Source organism: Cupriavidus sp. 2TAF22, from assembly GCF_052115045.1.
GTDB lineage: Bacteria > Pseudomonadota > Gammaproteobacteria > Burkholderiales > Burkholderiaceae > Cupriavidus.
In genome coordinates, this window is record NZ_JBFRFX010000017.1 from 13,494 (window position 1) to 38,969 (window position 25,476).

The following is a 25,476-nucleotide window of genomic DNA, read 5'->3' on the forward strand; positions in this document are numbered from 1 at the left end:
GCACAGGTTGCGTGGCGGACGCAGCGCAAGGCCCCCGGTGCCTGCGCGAGGCGGTCCGCCACGCGCACTACGAAGCCGGCAGCCATCCCCATTCCCCCGCTCCTCTGCCATCTCTGCGAAAATACGACGAAACGCGACAAGAACCCCACCGTGGAGAAGAGATGAAGTTGCAGCTGTATGTGCCGGACGGCCGTTACCAGCCCTGGACCGACGGTTTTGCCGAAGCCCTGCCCGAGGCGCAATGCGTGACCTGGGAAGACAGCAAGAACGAGCGCGCCGACTACGCCGTGGTGTGGCGCCCGCCGCTGGAAATGCTGCGCGGGCGCACCGATCTCAAGGCTGTGTTCAACCTTGGCGCCGGCGTGGACGGCATCCTGCGGCTGCGCGACGCTGACCCGCAGGCGCTGCCGGACGGCGTGCCCATCGTGCGCCTGGACGATGCGGGCATGGCTGCCCAGATGATCGAATACGTGACGCACGCGGTACTGCGCTACTTCCGCCGCCTCGACGAGTATTCGCTGGCCCAGCAGGCCGGCAACTGGCGCTTCCTCAAGCCACATCGCCGCGCCGACTTCACCGTGGGCGTGATGGGCGTGGGCACGCTCGGCGCGCAGATCGCACAGGCGCTGGCCGGCTTCGGCTTCCCGGTGCGCGGCTGGAGCCGCACGGCACGCGAGATCGAGGGCGTGCAGGGCTTCTCCGGCGAGGCTGGCCAGGCCGGGTTCCTGGACGGCCTGCGCGTGCTGGTCAACGTGCTGCCGCTGACGCCGGAAACCGAGAACATCCTGGACGCCGGGCTGCTCGGCAAGCTGGCCAAGGGCGCCTACCTGGTCAACGTGGCGCGCGGCCCGCACCTGGTCGAGGAAGACCTGCTGGCGGCCGTGCAGTCCGGCCAGATCGCCGGCGCCATGCTCGACGTGTTCCGTACCGAGCCGCTGCCGGCCGAGCATCCGTTCTGGCGCGAGCCGCGCATCACCATCACCCCGCATATCGCCGCGCTGACCCTGCGCGAAGACAGCATCGCCCAGATCGCCGGCAAGATCCGCGCGCTCGGCGCGGGCCAGCCGATCGCCGGCGTGGTCGACCTGCAGCGCGGTTACTGAAGACACACACAGGAGCGCGGCGTGCGCGCCGCGGTCGAAGACAGCACAAGGAGGAGACGCCATGACCCTGCCCAACTATGTGAAGATCGTCGAGGTCGGCCCGCGCGACGGGCTGCAGAACGAAAAGGCGATGGTGCCGACCGAGGTCAAGGTCGACCTGATCAACCGGCTCAGCGATGCCGGCTTCGTCAATATCGAGGCGGCCTCGTTCGTCTCGCCCAAATGGGTGCCGCAGATGGCCGACGGCGCCGACGTGATGGCGCGCATCCAGCGCCGCCCGGGCACGCTGTATTCGGTGCTCACGCCCAACCTCAAGGGCTTCGAGGGCGCGGTGGCCGCCGGGGCGGACGAGGTGGTGATCTTCGGCGCCGCCAGCGAGGCCTTCTCGCAGAAGAACATCAACTGCTCGATCGCCGAGTCCATCGCGCGCTTCGAGCCGGTGGCCGCCGCCGCCAAGGATAAAGGCCTGCGCCTGCGCGCCAGCATCTCGTGCGCGCTGGGCTGCCCCTACCAGGGCGAAGTGCCGGTGCACGCGGTGGTGGACGTGGTGCGCCGCATGCGCGAGCTTGGCTGCGACGAGATCGACATCGCCGACACCATCGGCGTGGGCACGCCCGGCCGCGTGCAGGAAGTCATGCACGCGGCGGCGGCGGAGTTCCCCGCCGACCGCCTCTCGGGCCATTTCCACGATACCTACGGCCAGGCGCTGTCCAATATCCTGGCCAGCATGCAGGCCGGCATCTCGACCTTCCACGCCTCGGTCGCCGGTCTCGGCGGCTGCCCTTACGCCAAGGGCGCGACCGGCAATGTCGCCACCGAAGATGTGTTGTACATGCTGCACGGCATGGGCATCCACACCGGGATCGACCTGGAGCAGGTGGTGCGCGCCGGCGATTTCATCTCGCAGTCCATCGGCCGCGCCAACAGCTCGCGCGTGGGCCGCGCGCTGCTGTCCAAGTGGGCGGCAGCCGCCGATGCCGCTGGCGCCGCGCCTGCCTGCGTGTGAGACAGATACGGAACAGATGATATGAACGATCGCTCCCTGCATGGCTCCCTGGATAGCGCTGACGCGTCGGCGACGTTGCCCGAGGCGGCCCAGCGCGTGGCCGGCCTGCTGGCCGGCCTGGGCCACGCCAAGCCCGTGGTGATGCTGCCGGCCACCGGCAAGACCTCGGCCGAGGCCGCGGCCGGCCTCGGCTGCTCGGTGGCCGAGATCGCCAAGTCCATCATCTTCCGCCGCGTCGCCGACGATGCGCCGGTGCTGGTGATCGCCAGCGGCAGCAACCGCGTCGACGAGGCCAAGGTGGCCGCCGTGGTCGGGCCGCTCGGCAAGGCCGATGCGAAATTCGTGCGCGAGAAGACCGGCTATGCCATCGGCGGCGTCTGCCCGATCGGCCACGCGGTGGCGCCGGTGATGCTGCTCGACAGCGACCTGTTCCGCTACGACAGCCTGTGGGCTGCCGCCGGCCATCCGCACGCGGTGTTCAACCTCACCCCGCAGGAGCTGCAGCGCATGACCGGGGCCGCGGTGGCCGACGTGGCGCAGCGCGGGCTGGCATGATGCCGCGGCGTGCCCACCGCGGCTGGCACTGACGCCATGTCGCGGCTTTCCCGCCTGGTCGCCGAGCTGACGCGCGGCGCGCAAGCCGCGCAGCACGCGCAGCCGGTGCCGTCACCGTGCCGCAATGTCTGCCGCATGGATACGGCCAGCGGCTACTGCGAAGGCTGCCTGCGTACCATCGAGGAAATCGCCGCCTGGTCCGGCAGCGACGACGCCGGCAGGCGCGCGACCTGGGCGCGCCTGCCCGCCCGCGCCGCGCAACTGGCGGCGCAGGCCTGCGCGGGCCCGCGCGCCTGCGACACCGACTGAGGTTTCCCGACAGAAGTTTCCCGACAGAAGTTTCCCGACTGAGGTTGCCCATGACTGCTGTCCACGATCCTGCTGTCATCGATTGGTACTTCGACCCGATCTCGCCGTTCTCCTATCTCGCCTTCGAACGGCTGCCGCGCGTGCTGCCGGCCGGTGCGCGGGTACGCTACGTGCCGGTGCTGTTCGCGGGCCTGCTGCGGCACTGGGGCAATGTCGGCCCGGCCGAGATCGCGCCGAAGCGCCGCTTCACCTTCGAGCATGTGGCCTGGATCGCGCACCGCGACGAGACCCCGCTCGCCATGCCCGCCGTGCACCCCTTCAATCCGCTGCCCCTGTTGCGGCTGGCGGTGGCGCTGGAACTGGACGGCAGGCTGTCGCGCGAGACCCTGGCGCCGCTGTTCGGCTTCGTCTGGCAACAGGGACGCGTGCCGCAGCAACAGGCGGATTTCGACGCGCTGTGCGCCACGCTGGGCGTACCCGCCGCTGCGCTGGCGCAGGAGGCGGTGAAGGCGCGCCTGCGCGAGCACGGCGAAGAGGCGGTGTCGCGCGGCGTGTTCGGCGTGCCCACCGCCATCGTGCAGGGGGATGCCGCGGGGCAGCTGTTCTGGGGCCTGGACGCGCTCGACATGCTCGGCGCCCGGCTGCGGCAGGATCCGTTCTTTGCCTCCGCTGCATTTCGCGCCGCCGGCGCGCTGCCTGTCGGCGCGGGCCGCGCGGATGCGCCGAAGCCCGCCGGCCAGTAGCAGCGCAGCGGCACGACAAGCCGTACAAGAGCAAGAGCAAGAGCCGGAACAAGAGCAAGAACAAGAGACGAGACAACGCCAGATGCCCGAACCCTTCACGCCACCAGTCCTGCCGGCCACCCTGCGCGTGTTCGAGCGCGGCTGGCTGTCGGCCAATAACATCCTGTTCCTCGACGGCGACGACACCGCGCTGGTCGATTCGGGCTATGTCACGCATGCGCCGCAGACGCTGGCGCTGGTCGAGGCCGGCCTGCGCGGCCGGCCCCTGCGGCGCCTGGTGAACACCCACCTGCACTCCGACCATTGCGGCGGCAACGCCATCCTGCAGCGGCGCTGGCAGCCGCGCACGCTGATTCCGGCGGCGGAGGCCGCCGCCGTGCAAGGCTGGGATGACGACATGCTCAGTTATCGCGCCACCGGCCAGCAATGCGACCGTTTCGGCTTCGATGACGTGGTGCAGGACGGCGATGTGCTGCGCCTGGGCGGCATCGACTGGCAGGCGGTCGCCGCGCCCGGGCACGATCCGCACGCGGTGATGCTGTTCGCCCCGCAGGAGCGCATCCTGATCTCGGGCGACGCGCTGTGGGAGAACGGCTTCGGCGTGATCTTTCCCGAACTCGACGGCGAGAGCGGCTTCGCCGAGCAGGCTGCGGTGCTGGAGCGTATCGCCACGCTCGGTGCGCGCGTGGTGATACCCGGCCACGGCCGGCCCTTCACCAATCTGGCCGCCGCGCTCGACGTGGCCGGCGCCCGCCTGGCGTACCTGCGCGCCGACCCCGCGCGCAACGCCGCGCATGCGGTCAAGGTGCTGCTGAAGTTCAAGCTGCTCGAGCAGCAGCGCATGCCGTATGGCGCGCTGCTGGCATGGATGGAGCAGACGCCGCTGATGCAACGCATCCATGCCCGCTTCATGGACGGCGAGGATCTTGGCGGCATGCTCGGGCGCATGCTGGCGTCGCTGGTGAAGGCCGGTGCGCTGGCGATGGAAGGCGCGGACGTCTGCAATCGCGACTGAGCGGCGGCGGCGCCCTCGTTTTCCGTTTGATCGCGCCAGCCGGACGCCGTAGCATGTAGGCAAGCGCCCCGACCATTTGCGAGGAAGCCGCCGATGCCTGTCTTTCCCGTCGTATTGCTCCAGCCCCTGGTTGCCCATCTTTCGCCCTCTGCGATCCACGCGCACGGCGCCGACCTGCTGGTCGAACTGGCCCCCTTCCTGCTCGGCGGCGCACAGGTGCGCACCGCGCTGCGGCTCGACGGCCTGAGCCTGCCCAGCCGCAGCCTGGCAGAGCTGGCGGGCAGGCGCCTGCGTTTTCCGCTCAATCCCGAGCCGGGCTACATCGACGGCTCGCTCTATGTGGAAGGCCGTCACCACGCGGTCGACGTCAGCGAGCTGCGCTTCGGCGAGCTCGACGCGCAGGGTCTCGACGTGGCGATCGAAGGCCGCATTCATTTCGATGACGGCGCCGGTTTCGACGACACCGCGCTGAGCCTGGCGGCCCGCATCGCCGCGCCGCTGTCCGAGCCCGAGCTCGATGCCGCGATCGACCGCGCCGCGGCCGAGGCAGGCATCGCCAGCGCGCGCCAGGCCGGCAAGGCGATGGCGATCCTCAGCCGCGATCCGCGCCTGCGCCATGCCGACATGGCCCTGCTGCATGCGCGCGTGCAGGCCCGCCTGCTGATCGCCGGGGCAATGGCCCGCGGCGGCGGGTCCCGGCGCTGAACGGTGACAGGAACGCGAGGACACACCATGCAAGCGCTCCACGGCCAGGGCTTCCAGCTTCGTCCGTTTCGCTACACCGACGTGCCGCAGTTCGTCGCGGCCGTGCATGAATCGCTCGACACCGTGGGCAAGTGGATGCCCTGGTGCCACGCCAGCTACAGCGTGCGCGATGCCGAGAGCTGGTTCGACATGTGCACGGAAGCCATGGGCACCGGCGAAGCCTATGACATCGGCGTGTTCGCGCCGGACGGCAGGGAGCTGTACGGCGGCGTCTCCATCAACCAGATCAACCGCGACTACAACTTCGGCAACCTCGGCTACTGGATACGGCAGAGCCGCCAGCGCCAGGGGCTTGGCGCGCGCGCGGCCGACCTGATGGCCTGCTACGGATTCCACCGGCTCGGGCTGACGCGGCTCGAGGTGGTCGCCGCGGAGAACAATGTGCTCAGCCGCGCGGTGGCGGAGAAGATCGGCGCGCAGTTCGAATGCATCGCACGCAACCGGCTGGTGCTGCACGGGGTACCGTGCGCGGCGGCAATGTACTCGCTGGTACCGCCGTGGTACCAGGCTGCCGGCCAGGCCGGCAGCGCGCGGAAATCAGGCGCCGCGTGAGGCGCTACTTCGTGATGGCGAACGCGTAGGTCCGTTCATCCTGCCTTGGCACCACCTTGTAGCCCTTCCTGGCCGCCCAGACATTGATCTGGAAATACAGCGGGATCACGCCGTAGTCCTTGATCCCGACCTCGGTCGCCTCCTGCAGCAGCTTCTCGCGCGCGCGGTCGTCGATGGTGGTCAGCGCGGTGGTCAGCTTGGCATCGAGCGCGGCATTGCTGTAGCGCCCGCGGTTGGATGCGCCCCAGCCGCGGGCGGGATCGTAGGTGGCCAGCAATGACTTGAGCGAGGAGCCGGCTTCGCCGGTGTCGGCGCCCCAGCCGGCCAGCATGAAGGAGAAGTCGAGCTTGTTGGCGCGCGTGAAGAAGGTGGCGGACGGCATGGCTTCGACGCGCGTCTGGATGCCGACGCGCGCGAGCATCGAGGCGATGGCCTGCGCCACCTGCTCGTCGTTGACGTAGCGGTTGTTGGGCGCGTGCAGGGTAAGCTGGAAGCCGTCCGGGTAGCCGGCATCGGCCAGCAGCTTCCTGGCCGCGGTGGCGTCGAAGGTGTCTGGCTTGAGCGACGGCACGTAGCCGAACAGCGTGGAGTTGACCAGCTGGCCGGTGGGCTCGGCGGCGCCTTCCATCACGCGCTCGACGATGGCCTGGCGCGAGATGGCATGCGAGATGGCCGCGCGCACGCGCGGGTCCTTGAGCGGGTTCCTGGCGAGCGGCTTGCCGGCCTTGTCGGCGGCGAAGGGCGTGACGTCGCGGTTGCTGTCCAGGTGCAGGTACATCATGCGGAAGGTCGGCACCTTGAACACGCTCACGTTCGGATCCGAGGAGAGCTTGCGGATATCCGAGGTGGGCACGTTCTCGATGACCTGCACGTCGCCGGCCAGCAGCGCGGCCACGCGCGGGGCGTCGCTGGTGAGGATGCGCAGCGAGACGGTGTCCCACTCGGGCTTGTTGCCCCAGTAGCCGTCGTTGCGGGCCAGCTCGATGCGGTCGCCCTTGCGGAAGCTGACGAACTTGAAAGGCCCGGTGCCGACCATGGCGCGGCCGCTGTTGAAGTCGTCGCCGGTGGCATTCTCGGCGACCTTCTTCGACACCATGTAGATGGTGGAGAGGTCGTTGGGCACCAGCGGGTACGGCCCGTTGGTGGTGATGCGCACGGTCAGCTTGTCGACCGCGACGATGTCCTTGAAGCCCTTGGTGTAGATGGTGTACGGCGAGGGGCTGTTCTTGACGGTGGCGGGGCGGTTGAGCGAGTAGACCACGTCGGCCGAGGTGAATTCGCTGCCGTCGTGGAATTTCACGCCGGGGCGCAGCTTGATTTCCCAGGTGGTGTCGTCGACCGGCTTCCAGGACAGCGCCAGGGCCGGCTTGAAGCGCATCTTCTCGTCCTTGGCGATCAGCGCTTCGAACATGTGCTCGGCCACGTTCGCATTGGGCGTGACGTTGTGATAGTGCGGGTCGAGCGAGGTGATGTCGCCGGACAGGCCGATGGTCAGCCCGGCGGCCATGACGGACGGGGAGAGCGATGCGCAGGCGAGGCTTGTGGCGAGTGCTGCGGCGCCAAGGGCGCGGCGGATGATGGTCATCGGGTGGTCCCTGTTGGCTTGGAGCGGTGAGGCATTGTCGGGACTCGCCGGCGCGGGTGTCAAGGCGGGCCGACCCGCAGCGCCGGATGCACCGCGGCGAGGCGGCGATGCACGCAGCGCGTGCTTCTTTCCGCGTGCCTTGCCGCGCTTTCACCGCGGCCAGGCACGGGCGCGGTGCGACTGGCCCGCCGCGAATCGGCGCGACTGTCCCTGTGCGGCCTGGCAGCCTGGCCGTATATTGGATGCAGCGCGCGCAGCCGCGCTGTCCGCCAATGCAACTGCAAGCTCCTGACGACCATGCTGAAGATCCTGGGAAAGGCCTCCTCCATCAATGTGCGCAAGGTGCTGTGGTGCTGCGACGAACTTGGCCTGCCCTTTGAGCGCGAAGACTGGGGCTCGGGCTTTCGCGCCACTGATACGCCGGCGTTCCTGGCGCTCAATCCCAACGCGATGGTGCCCGTGCTCGACGACGGCGGCTTCGTGCTGTGGGAGTCGAACGCCATCATCCGCTACCTGGCGGCGCAATACGGCGGCGCGGCCATCTATCCCGCCGCCCCGCGCGTGCGCGCGCGCATCGACCAGTGGATCGACTGGCAGGCGTCGGAGCTGAACCCCGCCTGGCGGTACGCCTTCATGGCACTGGCGCGGCAGTCGCCAGCGCATCAGGACGCTGCGCTGGTCGAGGCGTCCGTCGCAGGCTGGTCGCGCTGCATGGGCATCCTCGAGCGGCAACTCGCCGCCACCGGCGGCTATGCCGCCGGCAGCAGTTTCTCGCTCGCCGATATCCCGCTCGGCCTCTCGGTCAACCGGTGGTACGCCACGCCGCTGGCGCACCCGGACTATCCCGCGGTGGCGGCGTACTTCGCACGCTTGCGTGGCCGCGCGGGGTTTGCCCGGCACGGTTGCAACGGCATTTCCTGAGGCGGGCGGCCTGCGCCGCCGCTCAGAACGAGGTGCGCAAGCCGATCTTGACGTTGCGTCCCGCCAGCGGCGCGATGTCGCGCAGGATCGAGGTCGAACTGCGGGCGTCCTGGTTGGTCAGGTTGTCGCCGCGCAGGTAGATCAGCGTCTGGGTGCCGGCCATCTTGAACTTGTAGGTGATGGACAGGCCGAGCAAGGTATAGCCGTCGGTGGGCGTGTCGTTGGCCGGCACGCGCGATTGCCGCGCGGCGTAGGTCACGTCCGCGCGCGCGCCCCAGGGCCCCGCGCCGTAGACGATCGCGCCGCCCAGGCGCAGCGGCGACAGGCGCGGCAGCGGCTCGCCGGTGGCGCGGTTCTCGCCGTGCACGTAGTCGGCGCGCGCTTCCAGGTCGACGGTGTCGCTGCCGGTCAGCAGCTTCTGCGCCACGCGCGCGCGGCCTTCGGCCTCGAATCCATACAGCGTGGCCGGCACGCCCATGTACTGCATCACCGGCAGCGCGCCGGCGCTGCCGGGCGTCACGAAATCGCCTTCCGCGTCGCGCGCGGTGCCGGTATTGGTCAGCGCCAGGTAGTTCGAGAAGCGGCTGTAGTAGCCAGAGATGCCGGCGCTGTGCGGGCCGGACTTGAAGCGCAGGCCCAGGTCCAGCGAGGTGGCGCGTTCCTTGGCGGCGTTGGGGTCGCCTTGCTCCCACGAGCCGGTGGCCACGTGGGGGCCGTTGGCGTAGAGCTCGTAGAAGGTGGGAGCGCGCTCGGTGTAGGCCAGGTTGCTGGTCAGCGACCAGGCCGGGGCCAGCTTGTAGAGCAGGCCGGCCGAGGCGCTGCCGGCGTTGAAGCTGCGGCTGGCGTCGGAAAAGCGGTCGTTGCCGTCGGCATGTGCCTTGACGCTGGTGTGGTCCATGCGGCCGCCCAGGTTGAGCTTGAGGTCGCCGTCGGCGGTCAGCGGCATTTCCTCGAAGATGAACAGGGCGGCGTTATCGGTGTCGGTGCTCGGCACGAAGGCTTCCTCGCCCAGCGCCGAAAAGCGTGTCGAGCCGAACTGGGTGCCGATCACGCCGGTCATGTTGCCGATGCGCGCATGCTTGGCTTCGAAGCGCGCGTCCCAGCCGTTGTTCTTGAAGATGGTGCCGGTCTGGCCGGACTCGATTTCCTTGTGCTCGTAGTCGGTATAGCTGAACTTGCCCTTGACCGACTCGATGAAGCCGCCGGTCTGGTTGGCCAGGTTGCGCGCTTCTCCCTCGAGCGCGAAGCGCTGCTGGCGCATCTGCAGGCGCACGTCGTCCTCGGCCGGGGTGCCGTACTCGTTGTGGTACTCGCTGTAGTTGGCGCCGACGAAGCCGTCGACCCAGGTGTAGGAGCCGCCCAGCGAGCCGCCTTGCTGCTGCGCGTTGCTGTTGGGCAGGCGGCCGTAGGCCTCGGATTCGCCTGCGGGCAGCGGCTGGCTGTTGCGCAGGCTGGCGCTGCGCGCATAGCCGGGGATGCGCAGGTCGCTGGTCTTGCGCACGAAGCCGTCGGCGTGGACGGCGAATTGCCCGTTGCCGGCCTCGACCAGCCCGCTGGTGCCGCGCGCGCCGTCGCCGCCGGCGGTCGCGCTGGCGTCCACCGTGCCGCTGACGCCCTCGATCGGCTCCTTGGGGATGCGGTTGTCGATCACGTTGACCACGCCGCCGATGGCGTTGCCGCCGTACATCAGCGCGGCCGGCCCGCGTACCACTTCGATGCGCTCGGCCACCAGCGGGTCCACCGGCACCGCGTGGTCGTTGGAAAGCGTGGAGGCGTCGATGGTGCTGCCGCCGTTCTGCAGCACCTTGATGCGGTCGCCGTCCAGGCCGCGGATGATCGGGCGGCTGGCGTTGGGGCCGAAATAACTGGAGGACACGCCCGGCAGCTTGTCCAGCGTCTCGCCCAGCGTGCTGGCCTGGCGTACGGCGAGGGCGTCGCCGCCGAGGCTGGAGACCGGCGCCACCAGGTCGGTGAGCTCGCTGCCGAGCGGATTGGCGGTGACCACCACTTCGCGCAGGGTGGCGGCTGCCGGGGTGGCGGCAGGGACAGGGGCGGCGGAGCTGGCGGAGGTGGCCGGCGCGGCGGGAGCGGCAGGCGTGCCCTGCGCCAGGGCGCAGGTGGAGGCCGAGGCGATCAGGGCCGCGACGGCGGCCAGCGGCGTGCGCCGCAGGAAATATTCTTGTTGGAGGCGGTAAGACATGGCTCGCGGTGCTCTTGGATGCTGTCGAGCGCGCGGCGCCGGCGCCCGCACGTGTGCCTCGGGCTGCCCGGCGCGGCAGGAAGGCGCGGGCGGCGGCGGGCACGGATTGCGGATCGTGGCGCGTTGCGTCAGGGAACGGGCGGCGGCATGGCTGCCGCGGCCCGGAAATCAGGCGAGAGCGGAGACGGCTGGAGGCGCGCGCGAGTGGAAGGGCCTGGCCGGCGGCAGGTCAGGCTTGCGCCAGCCCTTGGTGGGCGGCAGCGGGGATTGCAGGTGCGTCAGCGCCGGCAGGGCCGGCGTGCCGCAATGGCTTGCGGCGACGGTGGCGCCGTCGAACAGGACGCAGAAGTGTCCGGCCAGCTTGAGCGACAGCGGGGTGTCGGGTTCGGGCTGGGCCACGTGTCCGGACGCGCTGGCCGCGGCGGCGGCAACGGCGGCCGGGAATTCGTGCGTGGCGCTTTCGCGCTCGCCGGCCAGCGCCGGCGCATACAGCAGCCCGCCGTGATGGATGCGGTGGGTCAGCCCGGCATGCTGGGACAGCAGCAGGCATAGCGCCAGCCACAACGCCGGCCACAGGCCGAGGCCATGCGCGCGGCGGCGCTGCAGGCGCTGCCAGGGAGGCAGAGGCTTAGTGGCCATGCCCGCCGTGCCCGTCGTCGTGACCATGCGCGTGGCCGTGATGATGGCCATGGCCGTGGTCATCGCAGCCGCAGTCGTCGCCATGCACGTGATCGTCGTCCAGGCCGTCTTCCCAGGCCGGGAACGGGTCGGGGTAGCTCGCCCAGGCTTCGGGGCCGCCCGCCATCTCGGCATCGGTCAGCAGGCAGGCGTCGAGCAGCGCTTCCAGCGCGGGGCGGTCTAGGTCCTGGCCGATCAGCACCAGCTCCTGGCGGCGGTCGCCGAAGGGGGCGGGCTGGCCGTCCACGGTCATGTCGGCTTGGATCTCGGCGCGGCTGTCTTCTTCCTCGGGCCATTCGGACGCATCCAGCGCGGCCCACCAGGCGCCGGCGCCGCCGTGGCGGCACACGCCGCCGGCCTGGCCCCAGGTGCCCGCCGTGTCCATGCGGGTGGCCAGCCAGAAGAAGCCCTTGGAGCGCAGCACGCTGCCGTGCTCGCGCAGCCATTCGGTATGGATCAGGTCGGCGAAACGCTGCGGGTGCAAGGGACGGCGGCGCCGGTAGACGAAGCTGCCGATGCCGTAGGCCTCGCTTTCCGGCACATGCTCGCCACGCAGCTCGGCCAGCCAGCCGGGGGCGGCGGCGGCGGCGTCGAAGTCGAAGCGGCCGGTGTCGAGCACGCTGTCCAGCGCTACCTTGCCGAAGCTGGCCGGCACGATGGCCGCGCGCGGGTTGAGCGACTGCAGGATGCCGGTCAGGCGCGCGCGTTCGGTGTCGCTGACGAGGTCGAGCTTGTTGAGCACGATCACGTCGCAGAATTCCACCTGCTCGATCAGCAGGTCCACCACGGTGCGGTCGTCGTCCTCGTCGCGGGCCTGGCCGCGGTCCTGGAGGAAATCGGCTTCGTTGAAGTCCTGCAGGAAATGCGCGGCGTCGACCACCGTGACCATGGTGTCCAGGCGGGCGATGCTGTCCAGCGCCACGCCCTGCTCGTCCTCGAAGGTGAAGGTTTCGGCGACGGGCAGCGGTTCGGCCACGCCGGTGGATTCCACCAGCAGGTAATCGAAGCGGCCTTCGCGCGCCAGCTTGCCGATCTCGGCGAGCAGGTCCTCGCGCAGCGTACAGCAGATGCAGCCGTTGGACAGCTCGATCAGGCGCTCGCCAGCCTGTGCCACCAGGCCGTCGCCGACCAGCCGGGCGTCGATGTTCACGTCCGCCAGGTCGTTGACGATCACCGCCACCCGCTTGCCTTCGCGGTTGGCGAGGATGTGGTTGAGCAGGGTGGTCTTGCCGGCACCGAGAAATCCGGACAGCACGGTGACGGGCAGGCGATCGGCCATGGCGGGAAGGCACGCCGGGAGAAGGCGCGCGTGTTATTGCAACAAAGTTGCGACTGTATCAGAAAGCGGGAGGTTCCGGGCCTTCCGGGCGCGTGGGGCGCACGAATCCTGCCGTCCCTAATGATAGGTCCGTGACTGTGACACCACAACGGCGTGTCGGGAAGCTGGCGCCCGCCCGGGCAACATGGAAGGCGGCGGGCCGCAAGCAGGGCTCCTATCGGCGCCCCAATCGGCGCCCCAAGCAAAACGGCCCGGAAAACCGGGCCGTCTGGGAGCGCGGGGGGCGGGGCCGGCTCAGTCGCCGAACAGCTTCTGGCGCAGTTCCCTGCGCTGCTGGGCTTCCAGCGAGAGCGTGGCGGTGGGGCGCGCCAGCAGGCGCGGCACGCCGATCGGCTCGCCGGTTTCCTCGCACCAGCCATAGTCGCCGGACTCGATGCGGGCCAGCGATTGCTCGACCTTCTTGAGCAGCTTGCGCTCGCGGTCGCGCGTGCGCAGTTCGAGCGCGTGTTCTTCCTCGATGGTGGCGCGGTCAGCCGGATCCGGGACGATCACCGTTTCACGCAGGTGCTCGGTGGTCTGATCGGCGTTCTTCAGGATATCGTCGCGCAGCTGCTCAAGGCGATTCTTGAAAAAGGCGAGTTGCGCCTCGTTCATGTAATCCTTGTCGCCCATCTTCAGGATTTCAGCTTCAGTCAGAAGTTTATTGCTGCTCATGGTTGCTGCTGATTCTCTTGTTGATGCGACCGGCGGCGTCTTGGTCCGCTCGGGTGCAGTGTCCTGCCGCTTGCGCGGCTCGGACGTTTCGCTCTGGCTGGCTGCAGTCTTGCTGCTTTGCGTGCCTCCCTTGGCCTCGCCCGCACCGGCGTGCACCGTGCTGCCGCGGGGAGCAGGCGCAGCCTTGGTGGGCAGCGCCTTCAGCGTCTCGGCCGCAGCGCTACCGTTTTTGCTGCGGCTTTCTTTCGTTTTCGTTGCGGCTACCATGGGACACCTCTCTTTCTCGCGTCGGTCGATGTCGGCGCGGGAGGGGTACCCCGGGCGGAAGGCGGTCCCCGCACGAAGCACTGCGACCGCACCTGCCGGCAGCCCGCCTCATGCTGACGACGACCGCCGCCCTGCATTGCGCGGATGCCGCAACCGAGGCTGCGTAACCCGCACTAAATCCAGACTATTGTACTTGAACAAAAATTTTGGAGATATGGGGGAAAAGCGGGGGAGTTTTCCCTGAGTTCCCACCCCCCTCGCCGGAGGGGGATGGCAGGGCAGGCGTTGGGCGCCCGCCGCGGGGTCAGGCCAGGCAGGTCGCCAGGCCCTTCAGGATGGCGTCCTTGGGCAGGTCCACGCCGATGAACACCATCTTGGTGCCGGGGGTTTCGTCGCCCCATTTGGCGCCGATATCGCTGCCCATGAGCTGGTGCACGCCCTGGAACACCACCTTGCGGTCGACCGCGTCCATGTACAGCACGCCCTTGTAGCGCAGCAGGTGCTCGCCGTAGACCGACAGGATGCCGGACAGGAATTCCTCCAGCTTGCCATAGTTGAACGGCTTGTCGCTGCGGAAGACGAAGGAGCCGATGCGGTCGGTGTGATGGTGATGGTGGTGGTGGTCGTGCTGGTGACCGTGGCCATGATCGTGGCCGCAATCGTCCGCGCACTGGTCGCCGTGGGCGTGGTCGTGCCCATGGTCGTGCTCGTGCTCTTCCTCCTCGGCGCGCAGGAAATCGGGGTCGATCTCCAGCTTTTCGTTCAGGTTGAAGCCGCGCAGGTCGAAGATCGTGTCGATCGGCGCCTCGCCGAAATGCGCCGTGCGCACCGGCGCGCGCGGGTTCATGTGCAGCAGGCGGTGGCGCAGATCGGCCATGTCGGCTTCCGGCACCAGGTCCGCCTTGGTGATGAAGATGGCATCGGCAAAGCCCACCTGGCGCTGCGCTTCTTCCTGCTTGTCGAGCTGCAGGTGGGCGTGCTTGGCGTCTACCAGGGTGATCACGGCGTCCAGCAGGTAGCGCTGGGCGATCTCGTCGTCCATGAAGAAGGTCTGGGCCACCGGGCCGGGGTTGGCCACGCCGGTGGTCTCGATCACCACGCGGTCGAAATCGATCTCGCCGGCGTCGCGCCGGGTCACAAGCTGCGACAGCGCGGCCACCAGGTCGCCGCGGATGGTGCAGCAGATGCAGCCGTTGCTCATCTGCACGATCTGTTCGCGGCCATCCTGCACGAGGATTTCGTTGTCGATGTTTTCTTCGCCGAACTCGTTCTCGATCACGGCGATCTTCATGCCGTGCTGCTCGCTCAGGATGCGCTTGAGCAGGGTGGTCTTGCCGCTGCCGAGGAAGCCGGTCAGGATGGTGACCGGGATCAGTTTTGACATTGTTTTCTCCGGGAAGGGAATTCCGCCTGGCCTGGCGTGCGCGGGGCCGGTGTTGTTTGGGGTGATGCCGGGGGCATGTGCGGGCAAGCGGTGCGCAAGCTCATCCGGTGCGCCCGGGTGTGCGCGCGCCGCATTCGGCGCAGACGCCGTTGACGGTGAGCTCCACGTGCTCGACGGCGAATCCGCTCGGCACGCTGGGCGCCGACTGGGCCGGCACGCCGGCGCCATCCAGGCAGAAAGTGCGGTCGCAGCGGTTGCAGTGAAAGTGGCTGTGCTGCCGGTGCACCTGGGCGCGCGCGGCCTCGTGCTCGACCAGGCTGAAGCGGAATACGCGGTCGTGGCCGGCGCGCTTTTGCGCCAGGCCCTGCTCGACCAGCCAGTCCAGCACCCGGTAGACGGTGACGCGGTCGACCGCCTCGCCGTCGGCCGGCATGCGGTCGATCACTGCCTGGTGGGTGAGCGCTTCGTCGCTTTCCATCAGGCAGGCCAGGATGCCCAGGCGCGGCTGGGTGACGCGGGCGCCCAGTTCGCGCAGGCGCTCGTGGGCGGCTTCCAGGGTGGCCGCCGCCGGCGCCATGCTTGCGGCAGGCGTGGCCAGGTTGGGGATGGGGCTGCTGCTCATGGGCCGATTTAACCATAGCCCCCGTACTGATGCAATTCAGTTGCGTCAACTGCGCTTCGGCACAGGCCGCTTCCGGTGGCTGGCCGGTCTCGCGCCGGGCTTGCCCCGGCAGCGTCCCGGGAGCGGCTATCATCGGCAGCAGCAGGCCGCGCCGCGCATCCCGGGAGGGCTTCGCGCCCGGCGGCCCGCCGCATTGCCGCGCATGAATTGACGCAGATCCGCCAGGAGACTCCGAAGATGCAGAACGATGCCAGTGCCCTGCTGTTCCCCAATTTCGAGCCGTTCCGCATGCAGGTCGGCGAGGTGACCATCGCCGGCGTGCAGGGCGGCTCGGGCCCGCCCTTGCTGCTGTTGCACGGCCATCCGCAAAGCCACCTGATCTGGCACAAGGTGGCGCCAGCGCTGGCCGACCGCTTCACCGTCATCGCCACCGACCTGCGCGGCTACGGCGCCAGCGACGCGCCCCCGGGCAGCACCGGCCACGAGAACTACAGCAAGCGCACCATGGCGCAGGACCAGGTGGACCTGATGGCCCGCCTGGGCTTCGGCAGCTTCGCGCTGTGCGCGCACGACCGCGGCGCGCGCGTGGCGCACCGCCTGTGCATGGATCATCCGGGCGCCGTCACGCGCGCCATGCTGCTCGACATTGCGCCCACGCTGGCGATGTACGAGCGCACCAGCATGGCCTTTGCCGCAGCCTACTGGCACTGGTTCTTCCTGATCCAGCCGGCGCCGTTTCCCGAAACGCTGATCAATGCCGAGCCCGAGTTCTATCTCAAGAAGCTGATGGGCCTGCGCCAGGCCGGCCCCAGTCCCTTCGTCCCCGATGCAATGGCTGCCTACATTGCCGCCATGCGCGATCCGGCCCATGTGCACGCCATGTGCGAGGACTATCGCGCCGCGGCCACGGTCGACCTGGACCACGACCGCGCCGACCGGTCCGACGGCCGCCGCGTGGCAGGCCCGCTGCGCGTGCTGTGGGGCGAGCACGGCGTGGTGGCGCGCTGCTTCGAGCCGCTCTCGCTCTGGCAGGAGGTCGCCGCCGACGTCAGCGGCGGCGAGGTGCCGTGCGGTCACTACATTCCGGAGGAAGCGCCGGAGATCCTCCTGCGTGAGATGCTGGACTTCTTCTGCTGAAGGGAGGTTGCCGCGTAAATGCAGAAGCGGTGAAGAGAGAAGCGGTGAAGTTAAGATGTGATGAAAATGTATTCCCGGGTTTTTCCGGATATTTGACACTTTTCGACATTGATAGCATTGCGCTCCGGTTGCGCGGCGGTTGCCGCGGGCCGCATACGCTGTGCCTTGCGCCATGGTCGGCGCCGCCGTTCCGGACGGGGTCGGCGGCACAGGATCGGCGGCACAGGAGCGGCGGCGCCCGACAGGGCGCGCGCCGGTCCGGCCGGGACAGCGTGGAATGGGAATGAGCCGGGTATCCAGGAGAAAAGCATGAAACGAGTTGCACAGTTTGTAGCGGCCGCGCTGGCGGTTGGCGTGATGGGCGTAAATGCGGGCGCGCAGGCGCAGGAATTCCCGGGCAACAAGCCAGTGTCTGCCGTGGTGCCGTTCGCGGCGGGCGGTCCGACCGACAAGGTCGCGCGCGAGCTGGTCATGATCATGTCCAAGCACCTGGGCACCACGATGGTGATCGAGAACCTCGGCGGCGCCGGCGGCACCATCGGTGCCAAGAAGGTGGCGCAGTCCAAGAACGACGGCTACACCATCCTGATCCACCATATCGGCATGTCGACGGCGCCGGCGCTGTACCGCAACCTCGGTTTCGATCCCCTCAAGGATTTCGAAATGGTGGGCGAGATCGCCGACGTGCCGATGGTGATGGTCGGCAACAAGACCCTGCCGCCGAGCAACTTCAAGGACCTGCTGCCGTACATCAAGGCCAATTCGGCCAAGCTGTCGCTGGCCAACGCCGGCATCGGCTCGGCCTCGCACCTGTGCGGCCTGCTGTTCCAGAGCGCGATCCAGACCGAGCTGACCACGGTGCCCTACAAGGGCACGGCGCCGGCGCTGACCGACATCCTGGGTGGCCAGGTCAACCTGATGTGTGACCAGACCACCAATATCGCCGGCCAGCTCAAGGCAGGCGCGCTCAAGCCCTACGCCGCCATGCAGAGCCGCCGCGTGGAAGCCTTCAAGGACATCCCGACCGCGGCCGAGCAAGGCCTGCCGGGCGTGGAAGTGAAGATCTGGCACGCCATGTACGCGCCCAAGGGCACGCCCAAGCCTGTGGTGGACAAGCTGTCCGCCGCGCTGCAGAAGGCCGTGACCGACCCGACCTTCCGCGCCAAGATGGCCGAACTGGGTGCGGAAGCCGTGCCTGCCCCGCGCGCCACGCCGGATTCGCTGAAGACGTTCCTGACGGCCGAAATCAACAAGTGGACCCCGGTCATCAAGAAGGCCGGTGTCTATGCCGACTGATTTCGCGGCGCGATCCGGCGAGACCAGGCGCTGAATCCAGCGCCGGATGATGAAAAGGCCACGCGTGAGCGTGGCCTTTTTGCTTGCCGCTTCGCGCGGCCATCCGCCCGCTGCTTGGCGGCACCGCGGGTGTCTCGTCTATATTGGTCTGGTGCCCGTGCCCGGCAGGCGGCCCGGGTGGCACGGCCCGCACGGCGGCTCTTGAATTCGTGGGCACCCGTCGCCAAGTAGCCTCCAGGCATATTCACGCGAAGGCATCATGGAACAGTATCACGGCACTACCATCGTCAGCGTCCGGCGCGGCAACCAGGTTGCGCTGGGCGGTGACGGCCAGGTCACTCTGGGCAATATCGTGATGAAGGGCACCGCCCGCAAGGTGCGCCGCATCTACAACGGCAAGGTCCTGGTCGGCTTCGCCGGCAGCACCGCCGATGCGTTCTCGCTGCTCGACCGCTTCGAGGCCAAGCTGGAGAAATACCAGGGCAACCTGACCCGCGCCGCCGTCGATCTCGCCAAGGACTGGCGCTCGGACCGCGCGCTGCGCCGGCTCGAGGCCATGCTGATCACCGCCGACCGCGACACCACGCTGGTCATCACCGGCAACGGCGACGTGCTCGACCCCGAAGGCGGCATCGCCGCGATCGGCTCGGGCGGCGCCTATGCCCAGTCGGCCGCCAAGGCGCTGGTGGAGAACACCGAACTGGCCCCCAGGGATATCGTTGAAAAGTCGCTGGGCATCGCCGGCGAGCTCTGCATCTACACCAATACCAATTTCGTCATCGAGACGCTGGAATAAGCGTCGGCCGGCCGCGCTGCCCGCAGGCGCGCGCCGGTCCGTCCCTTCTTGAACGGATACCATGTCGCATACCATGACCCCGTCGGAAATCGTTTCCGAACTCGACAAGCACATCATCGGCCAGGACAAGGCCAAGAAGGCGGTGGCGGTCGCGCTGCGCAACCGCTGGCGCCGCCAGCAGGTGGAAGAGCCCCTGCGCCAGGAAATCACCCCGAAGAACATCCTCATGATCGGGCCGACCGGCGTGGGCAAGACCGAGATCGCGCGCCGCCTGGCCAAGCTGGCCGACGCGCCCTTCATCAAGATCGAGGCGACCAAGTTCACCGAGGTGGGCTATGTCGGCCGCGACGTCGACACCATCGTGCGCGATCTCGCCGAGATGGCAGTCAAGCAGGCGCGCGAATCCGAAATGAAGAAGGTGCGCACCAAGGCAGAGGAATCCGCCGAGGACCGCCTGCTCGACGTGCTGCTGCCGCCGCCGCGCGACATCGGCTTCAACCAGCCCGAGGAAAAGGATTCCAACACCCGCCAGGTGTTCCGCAAGAAGCTGCGCGAAGGCCAGCTCGACGACAAGGAAATCGAGCTCGAGGTTTCCGCCGGCGCCCCCAGCATGGACATCATGGGTCCTCCGGGCATGGAAGACATGACCGAGCAGATCCGCACGATGTTCGCCGGGCTCGGCCAGGGCAAGAAGGCGCGCCGCAAGATGAAGGTGCACGAAGCGTTCAAGCTGCTGATCGACGAGGAAGCGTCCAAGCTGCTCAACGACGAAGAGGTCAAGCACAAGGCGGTGGCCAACGTCGAGCAGAACGGCATCGTGTTCCTGGACGAGATCGACAAGATCGCCAGCCGCAGCGAAGTCGGCGGCGGCGAGGTCTCGCGGCAGGGCGTGCAGCGCGACCTGCTGCCGCTGGTCGAAGGCACGACGGTCAACACCAAGTACGGCATGATCAAGACCGATCACATCCTGTTCATTGCCTCCGGCGCCTTCCACCTCTCCAAGCCCAGCGACCTGATCCCTGAACTGCAGGGCCGCTTCCCGATCCGCGTCGAGCTGGAATCGCTGTCGGTATCCGATTTCGAAGCCATCCTGACGCAGACCGACGCCAGCCTGACCAAGCAATACCAGGCGCTGCTCGCCACCGAGCAGGTCCAGCTGGTGTTCGCGCCGGACGGCATCCGCCGCCTCGCGGAGATCGCCTTCTCGGTCAACGAAAAGGTCGAGAACATCGGTGCGCGCCGCCTCTACACGGTGATGGAGCGGCTGCTGGAAGATCTGTCCTTCCACGCCACCAGGTCGTCCGGCGAGACGGTCACCATCAACGCGGCCTACGTGGACGAGCGCCTCGGCGACCTGGCCGGCAACGAAGACCTGTCGCGCTACGTGCTGTAAGCCGTGGTTCCGGCCATCGAGGCCGGCGATCGCCCCGCGCGGGACCTGTGCCCGCGCGGGGCGATTTGCATTCGGGCCTAGTGCGCGTGCCCGGCATGCCCGGACGCGGCGGGGGCCACGACCTCGAGTTCCGCCGCCGGCGTCTTCAGCTCATGCAGGCTCTGCCCCTCGGCCGGCACCTGCGTCCACGCCGCGCTCCCGTCCTCGCATTCCTGCAGCACCGGGAAATACAGCTTGCCCGCCTGCTCGGGCAGCTTCATCAGCATCACGAACTCATCGAAATGCGCGTCGGCCAGCGAGCCGCCGAACCAGCGCACCGTGCGCACGTCCTCGGTCACGGTCTTGCCGTGGGAGCTGCGGGGCCTGGCCAGCGCGGCGCGCTTGATCTCTAGCTGCCAGCCTGCCTTGGGCTGCGGGTGCGCGCCCTGCACGCTCTCGGGAATGGTCACCGTGATGGCCCTTGTCGCGCTGCCGTTGCAGCCATGGCCCACCATCAGCGCGCCCTTGAAATAGCTGCCGGCGGCAGCGCTCTTCTGCTCGAACACGATATGGGCGAAGGCGGGGGAGGCCGCGCTCGCGGCGAGCGCGGCAAGCACGACGGCAGCTGCGGGCAACAGGCGGGATGCGGTCATCTGGTTCTCCTTGGAAGCGCAACAGTCTAGCGCCAATGGTACGCCCCGCCCCTGCGGCGCCGGGACGCAGGGCCCCGCGAGGCAGGTTGCACCATGTGTGGGAATTGTCTGACGAGGCTTTCGGAGCCGCACGCCTGCTTGCGGGCGGTGCCGCTGCGTAATCTTGTTCATACGGTGTGGGCAAGAGCGGACCGCCGGCGGCCAGAGCCAGCGGCAGGACGCCATCCACGATATCCCGCCACTGAAAAGGAGCATGACATGATGAAGAAATGGCTGATTGCAGTAGCGTGTTCGATGATGGTTGCAGCCCCGGCTGGCTACGCGCTGGCACAGGGTGCGCCGGGATCGAAGGCTGACTACGACGCCGCCGTGAAGACGGCAAATGCCAACTACAAGGCCGCGCGGGCCCAGTGCGACAGCCTCAGGGACAACGCCAAGGACGTGTGCGTGAAGGAAGCCAAGCGCGACCAGGACGTTGCCAAGGCCAACGCCGAAGCCACGCGCGACGGCACCGCCAAGGCGCGCGCCAAGGCCGAGAAGACCAAGGCCGACAGCGACTACGACGTCGCCAAGGAAAAGTGCGACGACCAGAAGGGCAACAACAAGGACGTATGCGTGAAGGAAGCCAAGGCCGCGCACGAGCAGGCCCTGGGCGTGGCCAAGGTCGACAAGGCCGCCGCCACCGGCACCAGCACCGACGTGGCCGAAGCGCGCCGCGATGCCAAGAAGGACACCGTGGACGCCTCCTACAAGGCCGACAAGGAAAAGTGCGATGCCATGTCGGGCGATGCCAAGGACAGGTGCCAGGCCAACGTGAAGACCAAGTACGCCAAGTAAGCGTGAATCAAGCGTGAATCAAGCGTGAAAGGTGACCGGCCCGCGCCCGCGGGCCGGTCACGCGGATCGGGCCTGTCCGGAGCGATCCGCGACGATGCGCAACGTACGCGGTATCCACGGCAGATCCCCTGCATCCACGACCACATCCACGACCAAGGAGCACACATGAACTGGGATCAGATCGAAGGCAAGTGGGACCAGGCCAAGGGCAAGATCAAGGAAAAGTGGGGCGAGCTCACCGACGACGACCTCACGCGGATCCACGGCAAGCGTGACCAGCTTGCCGGCCGCATCCAGGAACGGTACGGATATACCAAGGAACGTGTCGAGGAAGAAATGAAGGCATGGGAGCGTGACACGCGCTGGTAAGGACGGTAAGCATTGGTAAGCGCACTGGCACGCACTGCCATGTGATGCCAAAGTGGCGGCCGGCTCGATCGAACGATCGCAGCCGGCCGGTTGCCGCCCCCGCCGCACTCCCGCCCGGATATCCGCCGGCGGGCTTTCCCACGATGCGTGTGGCGATGCGGGCAGCGTCCATGGCCTCTGCGCCGGCCCGCCCAAGGGCCGCATGCCACTGCTGCAGGCCGGTCTTCATCAACCAGAGAAATCCACCAGGCAGGAGGACCGAAATGAAACGCGAGCTACTGTCCTACTTCGCAGTGCTGGGCGGCATCGCTGCCGCGACCCTGTTCCTGTGCGCACGTCCCGATGCCGCGCCGGCCCCCCGCGCGGCGGCGCAGCCCGCGGCGCTGCGGCACGCCGTCATGGCACGCGCCGAGGCAACGCCGCCGGCCGCCGAACTGGCGGTGCAGGCCGGGGACCTCGGCTCGCGCGCCGACCGCCATGCCAGCGACGCGCTGCGCCTGGCGCAGCAGCCGGCGCGGGAAGAAGACCTCGAGTGGGATTACGTGCAGCTGCGCCTGTGAGCGCAGCGGGCGTACCGCCAGGGATTCCCGGCGGCGCGCCCGCGCCACGCTAGCGCGAGACGGGCCGCTTGCCCAGCTTGCGCTGCAAGGTGCGCCGGTGCATGTTGAGCGCGCGCGCGGTGGCCGAGATATTGCCGTCGTGCTCGGCCAGCACGCGCTGGATATGCTCCCACTCCAGGCGCGCCACCGATAGCGGCACGGGCTCTTCCATGGCGGCTTCGGCCGCGTCCTCCGATACCCCCGCCATCAGCGCGGTCAGGATCGAATCCACATTGGCCGGCTTGGCCAGGTACTCATCGGCGCCATGCTTGACCGCCGCCACCGCGGTGGCGATGCTGGCGTAGCCCGTCAGCACCAGGATCCGCGCATCGGGCAGCGCAGCCCGCAGCGGGCCGACCAGGTGCAGGCCCGATTCCGCCGGCGCGGTGCTGCCGGCCTCGGGCGGCGCGCTCAGGTGCAGGTCCAGGGTGATGTAGGCGAACGGCGTCTGCGCGGCCAGCGCCAGCGCCTGCTCGCGGTTGTGCGCGATCTGCACCGCATAGCCGCGGCGGGTCAGCGCGCGCGCCAGCGCGCCGGCGAACACGGCATCGTCGTCGACGACCAGGAAGGGCGCGGCATTGCCGGGACCGGTCGGCTCGGCGGCGGCGGAATCGTGGGAAGCGTCGGTCATGGCTGGGTCGTTGTCATGGGTGAGGCAATCGGAGGGACATCCTGCGGCGCGGCGGCGGCCGGCTCGGGCAAGTGCAGCTCGGCCACGGTGCCGCCCTGGTGATGGTCGTGCCAGGCCAGCCAGCCGCCCATCTGCATCGCTGCGCTCTGCGCCAGGTAGGCGCCGATGCCCTGGCCGCCGTGCATGCTGGTCATCGGTGCTTCGCCCAGCCGCGCGCGCTGCGCGGGCGGGATGCCGAGGCCACGGTCGGTGACGCGGAAGGTCAGCGTGGGCTGCTCGCCCTCGTCTTCCAGCGCAATGGCCAGCCGCAGCGGCACCTGCTCGTGGCCGGCGGCCAGCTGGCTGCGCGCGGCGTTGTCCAGCAGGATGGTCAGGATCTGGCCGACGCGGGCGGCTTCCACCGGCTGCGCGGCAGCCTCGCCGACGACGCTGGCCTCCAGGCGCGCGTGCGGGTGGCGCAGCTGCCAGCGCTCCACGAAGCCGTCCAGCCATGCGTCCACGCGCTGGGGCGCGGCGGTCTCGTGGTCGTCGCGCAGGCGCGCCAGGATCGACTTGCACAGCTCGAGCTGCTGCTCCATGGTCTGCAGGTCGGGCAGGTAGGCGCCGATCCGGGTGACGCCGAGCCGGGCGTCCGCGGCATCGGCGCGCAGCTCGCCGGCGATCACGGCCAGCGTGGCCAGCGGCGTGCCGATCTCGTGGGCCACCGCCGCGGCCTGGTCGTTGAGCGCCTCGATGCGCGCGTCACGCAGCAACTGCTCGCGCGCGAGGTTCAGCTCGGCATCGCGCTGGCGCAGCACGTTGGACAGGCGCGCCACGAACACCGCGATCATGGTCGCGCTGACCACGAAATTGAGCCACATTCCGGCCAGGTGATAGTTGATGGCGTTGTCCGGGTTGTACAGGTTCAGCGGCACGTACTCGACCAGCATCAGGCTGTAGCAGGCCATCGCGTAGAAGGCCAGCACCACCACGTGGCGCCACGGCAGGATGGCCGCGGCGATGGCCAGTCCGGGCAGGTAGAAGGAGACGAAGGGGTTGGTCGCGCCACCGGTGAAGAACAGCGCGGCCGACAGCGCGGTCAGGTCGACCAGCAACTGCCCCATCAGCTCGGCGTCGCCGGGCCGCGCGCCGCGCCCGCGCTGCTGGCGCAGGCGCAGGCCGGTCAGCAGGTTGAACAGCGTCTGCAGCGTGAGAATGGCCAGCAGCGGGCTGTAGGGCAGGATCACGCCTGCCACCGCCTCGCACGACACCAGCAGCAGGGCCTGGCCGCCCAGCAGGGCCCAGCGCAGCCAGAACAGGCGGCGCAGGCTCACCAGGTTGTGGCGCAGGGGGCCGGGTCGGGGAGTGGCCGGGCCGGTCGGCACGGCGGCAGTGGATTCCATGCCGCGAGTTTAACAACGACGCAGGGCCGGCCTGCGCTGTGCGACACCTTGCCGCATTGGCCCGCTGCGGGCCCGCTGCCAGACTGCCCGGTTACGTGCCGCCATCGTCGCCATCGCCATCGCCATCGCCATCGCCATCGCCGCGGGCATGGTCTAATGATCCGTTTGCAGTCCAATACCCGTTCAGTGGAGATGATTCCCATGCAAGCCAGATTCCTCGCGGCCGTGCCCGCCGCCCTGCTCGCCGCGCTGTGCTCGGGCGCGGCCTTCGCGCAGGTCGATGTCAGCAACGCCTGGGCGCGCGGCACGGTGCCCGCGCAAACCGCCACCGGCGTCTTCATGACGCTGCATGCGCACGAGCCGGCCAAGCTGGTCGGCGTGAGCACGCCGGCCGCGGCCACCGCCGAAGTCCATGAGATGAAGATGGACGGCAATGTGATGCGCATGCGCGCGGTGGGGGCGCTGGACCTGCCCCGCATGCAGGACGTGGAACTCAAGCCGGGTGGCTACCACGTGATGCTGATGGGCCTCAAGGCGCCGCTGAAGAAGGGCGATACCGTGCCGCTGACGCTCAAGATCGAGCAGGGCGGCAAGGTGATCGAGCAGAAGGTCGACGCCGAAGTGCGCGACCTGGCTGCAGGCGCCCCCGCCGCCGGGGCGCACGCCGAGCACAAGCACTGAGGCCTGGCGCCCGGGGGGCCGGGCG

27 protein-coding genes are annotated in these 25,476 nt (G+C 68.8%); 17 read left to right on the forward strand and 10 right to left on the reverse strand.

Features of this window, described 5'->3' with window-relative positions:
• Positions 1-161 precede the first annotated feature (161 nt).
• The 8 genes from AB4Z48_RS20880 (at position 162) to AB4Z48_RS20915 (ending at position 6,048) form a co-directional block, all read left to right on the forward strand.
• On the forward strand, positions 162-1,103 hold the full coding sequence (locus tag AB4Z48_RS20880; RefSeq protein WP_441617414.1) for a 2-hydroxyacid dehydrogenase: 942 nt from the start codon (positions 162-164) through the stop codon (positions 1,101-1,103).
• Positions 1,104-1,164: 61 nt separating this feature from the next.
• Complete coding sequence (locus AB4Z48_RS20885; protein WP_441617416.1) at positions 1,165-2,109, forward strand: hydroxymethylglutaryl-CoA lyase; 945 nt, start codon at positions 1,165-1,167, stop codon at positions 2,107-2,109.
• A gap of 21 nt (positions 2,110-2,130) precedes the next feature.
• Positions 2,131-2,664, forward strand: a complete 534-nt coding sequence (locus tag AB4Z48_RS20890) for a YbaK/EbsC family protein (protein WP_441617418.1) — start codon at positions 2,131-2,133, stop codon at positions 2,662-2,664.
• A 36-nt stretch (positions 2,665-2,700) separates the two neighbouring features.
• On the forward strand, positions 2,701-2,973 hold the full coding sequence (locus tag AB4Z48_RS20895) for a DUF1289 domain-containing protein (protein WP_441617419.1): 273 nt from the start codon (positions 2,701-2,703) through the stop codon (positions 2,971-2,973).
• Between the two features lie 50 nt (positions 2,974-3,023).
• On the forward strand, positions 3,024-3,716 hold the full coding sequence (locus tag AB4Z48_RS20900) for a 2-hydroxychromene-2-carboxylate isomerase (RefSeq protein WP_441617421.1): 693 nt from the start codon (positions 3,024-3,026) through the stop codon (positions 3,714-3,716).
• A gap of 82 nt (positions 3,717-3,798) precedes the next feature.
• Entirely contained in the window at positions 3,799-4,731 is a 933-nt protein-coding gene (locus tag AB4Z48_RS20905) for an MBL fold metallo-hydrolase (RefSeq protein ID WP_441617423.1), read from the forward strand.
• A gap of 93 nt (positions 4,732-4,824) precedes the next feature.
• A complete protein-coding gene (locus AB4Z48_RS20910) occupies positions 4,825-5,436 on the forward strand; it encodes a hypothetical protein (protein ID WP_441617424.1) in 612 nt (203 codons plus the stop codon).
• A 27-nt stretch (positions 5,437-5,463) separates the two neighbouring features.
• A complete protein-coding gene (locus tag AB4Z48_RS20915) occupies positions 5,464-6,048 on the forward strand; it encodes a GNAT family N-acetyltransferase (protein ID WP_441617425.1) in 585 nt (194 codons plus the stop codon).
• Positions 6,049-6,052: 4 nt separating this feature from the next.
• Here AB4Z48_RS20915 and AB4Z48_RS20920 read toward each other — a convergent pair whose 3' ends face one another.
• A complete protein-coding gene (locus tag AB4Z48_RS20920; RefSeq protein WP_441617426.1) occupies positions 6,053-7,633 on the reverse strand; it encodes an ABC transporter substrate-binding protein in 1,581 nt (526 codons plus the stop codon).
• Between the two features lie 297 nt (positions 7,634-7,930).
• On the opposite strand from AB4Z48_RS20920, the gene AB4Z48_RS20925 reads away from it, so the two are divergent.
• Entirely contained in the window at positions 7,931-8,554 is a 624-nt protein-coding gene (locus tag AB4Z48_RS20925; protein WP_441617428.1) for a glutathione S-transferase family protein, read from the forward strand.
• Between the two features lie 22 nt (positions 8,555-8,576).
• Here the strand turns inward: AB4Z48_RS20925 and AB4Z48_RS20930 are convergent, their stop codons facing one another.
• The 6 genes from AB4Z48_RS20930 to AB4Z48_RS20955 all read right to left on the reverse strand — a co-directional run bounded on the left by AB4Z48_RS20930 (position 8,577) and on the right by AB4Z48_RS20955 (position 15,698).
• A complete protein-coding gene (locus AB4Z48_RS20930) occupies positions 8,577-10,754 on the reverse strand; it encodes a TonB-dependent receptor (RefSeq protein ID WP_441617429.1) in 2,178 nt (725 codons plus the stop codon).
• 168 nt (positions 10,755-10,922) lie between these two features.
• The gene (locus AB4Z48_RS20935; protein ID WP_441617431.1) at positions 10,923-11,393 is read right to left on the reverse strand and encodes a hypothetical protein; all 471 of its coding nucleotides are present in this window, start codon (positions 11,391-11,393) and stop codon (positions 10,923-10,925) included.
• Positions 11,383-12,711 (reverse strand): zinc metallochaperone GTPase ZigA, encoded by a 1,329-nt coding sequence (zigA, locus tag AB4Z48_RS20940; protein WP_441617433.1) that lies wholly within the window; start codon positions 12,709-12,711, stop codon positions 11,383-11,385. The genes AB4Z48_RS20935 and zigA overlap by 11 nt, the downstream gene beginning before the upstream one ends.
• A 294-nt stretch (positions 12,712-13,005) precedes the next feature.
• Positions 13,006-13,692 carry an RNA polymerase-binding protein DksA gene (dksA, locus tag AB4Z48_RS20945; RefSeq protein ID WP_441617435.1) on the reverse strand — a complete coding sequence of 229 codons (687 nt, stop codon included), beginning with the start codon at positions 13,690-13,692 and terminating at the stop codon, positions 13,006-13,008.
• A gap of 304 nt (positions 13,693-13,996) precedes the next feature.
• The gene (locus AB4Z48_RS20950) at positions 13,997-15,076 is read right to left on the reverse strand and encodes a CobW family GTP-binding protein (RefSeq protein ID WP_441617437.1); all 1,080 of its coding nucleotides are present in this window, start codon (positions 15,074-15,076) and stop codon (positions 13,997-13,999) included.
• Positions 15,077-15,176: 100 nt separating this feature from the next.
• Positions 15,177-15,698 (reverse strand): Fur family transcriptional regulator, encoded by a 522-nt coding sequence (locus AB4Z48_RS20955; RefSeq protein WP_441617439.1) that lies wholly within the window; start codon positions 15,696-15,698, stop codon positions 15,177-15,179.
• Between the two features lie 237 nt (positions 15,699-15,935).
• On the opposite strand from AB4Z48_RS20955, the gene AB4Z48_RS20960 reads away from it, so the two are divergent.
• From AB4Z48_RS20960 to hslU, 4 genes are all read left to right on the forward strand, one after another.
• Positions 15,936-16,835, forward strand: coding sequence for an alpha/beta fold hydrolase (locus tag AB4Z48_RS20960; protein WP_441617441.1), 900 nt, complete (start codon positions 15,936-15,938; stop codon positions 16,833-16,835).
• 309 nt (positions 16,836-17,144) lie between these two features.
• Positions 17,145-18,131: a tripartite tricarboxylate transporter substrate-binding protein gene (locus AB4Z48_RS20965; protein WP_441617443.1), complete on the forward strand. Its 987-nt coding sequence runs from the start codon at positions 17,145-17,147 to the stop codon at positions 18,129-18,131.
• A gap of 259 nt (positions 18,132-18,390) precedes the next feature.
• A complete protein-coding gene (gene hslV, locus AB4Z48_RS20970) occupies positions 18,391-18,927 on the forward strand; it encodes an ATP-dependent protease subunit HslV (protein ID WP_441617445.1) in 537 nt (178 codons plus the stop codon).
• A gap of 61 nt (positions 18,928-18,988) precedes the next feature.
• Positions 18,989-20,320 (forward strand): ATP-dependent protease ATPase subunit HslU, encoded by a 1,332-nt coding sequence (gene hslU / locus AB4Z48_RS20975; protein ID WP_441617447.1) that lies wholly within the window; start codon positions 18,989-18,991, stop codon positions 20,318-20,320.
• Positions 20,321-20,397: 77 nt separating this feature from the next.
• Here hslU and AB4Z48_RS20980 read toward each other — a convergent pair whose 3' ends face one another.
• Positions 20,398-20,952: a YcnI family copper-binding membrane protein gene (locus tag AB4Z48_RS20980; protein WP_441617449.1), complete on the reverse strand. Its 555-nt coding sequence runs from the start codon at positions 20,950-20,952 to the stop codon at positions 20,398-20,400.
• A gap of 258 nt (positions 20,953-21,210) precedes the next feature.
• Here AB4Z48_RS20980 and AB4Z48_RS20985 point away from each other — a divergent pair, with 258 nt between their 5' ends.
• From AB4Z48_RS20985 to AB4Z48_RS20995, 3 genes are all read left to right on the forward strand, one after another.
• A complete protein-coding gene (locus AB4Z48_RS20985) occupies positions 21,211-21,789 on the forward strand; it encodes a hypothetical protein (protein WP_441617451.1) in 579 nt (192 codons plus the stop codon).
• Between the two features lie 165 nt (positions 21,790-21,954).
• A complete protein-coding gene (locus AB4Z48_RS20990; RefSeq protein WP_441617453.1) occupies positions 21,955-22,158 on the forward strand; it encodes a CsbD family protein in 204 nt (67 codons plus the stop codon).
• A gap of 263 nt (positions 22,159-22,421) precedes the next feature.
• Complete coding sequence (locus AB4Z48_RS20995) at positions 22,422-22,718, forward strand: hypothetical protein (protein WP_441617455.1); 297 nt, start codon at positions 22,422-22,424, stop codon at positions 22,716-22,718.
• A gap of 49 nt (positions 22,719-22,767) precedes the next feature.
• Here the strand turns inward: AB4Z48_RS20995 and AB4Z48_RS21000 are convergent, their stop codons facing one another.
• Positions 22,768-23,388 (reverse strand): response regulator transcription factor, encoded by a 621-nt coding sequence (locus AB4Z48_RS21000; RefSeq protein WP_441617457.1) that lies wholly within the window; start codon positions 23,386-23,388, stop codon positions 22,768-22,770.
• Positions 23,385-24,770 (reverse strand): ATP-binding protein, encoded by a 1,386-nt coding sequence (locus AB4Z48_RS21005; RefSeq protein WP_441617459.1) that lies wholly within the window; start codon positions 24,768-24,770, stop codon positions 23,385-23,387. The genes AB4Z48_RS21000 and AB4Z48_RS21005 overlap by 4 nt, the downstream gene beginning before the upstream one ends.
• Positions 24,771-24,971: 201 nt before the next feature.
• On the opposite strand from AB4Z48_RS21005, the gene AB4Z48_RS21010 reads away from it, so the two are divergent.
• Positions 24,972-25,451, forward strand: a complete 480-nt coding sequence (locus tag AB4Z48_RS21010; RefSeq protein ID WP_441617461.1) for a copper chaperone PCu(A)C — start codon at positions 24,972-24,974, stop codon at positions 25,449-25,451.
• Positions 25,452-25,476: the final 25 nt, after the last annotated feature.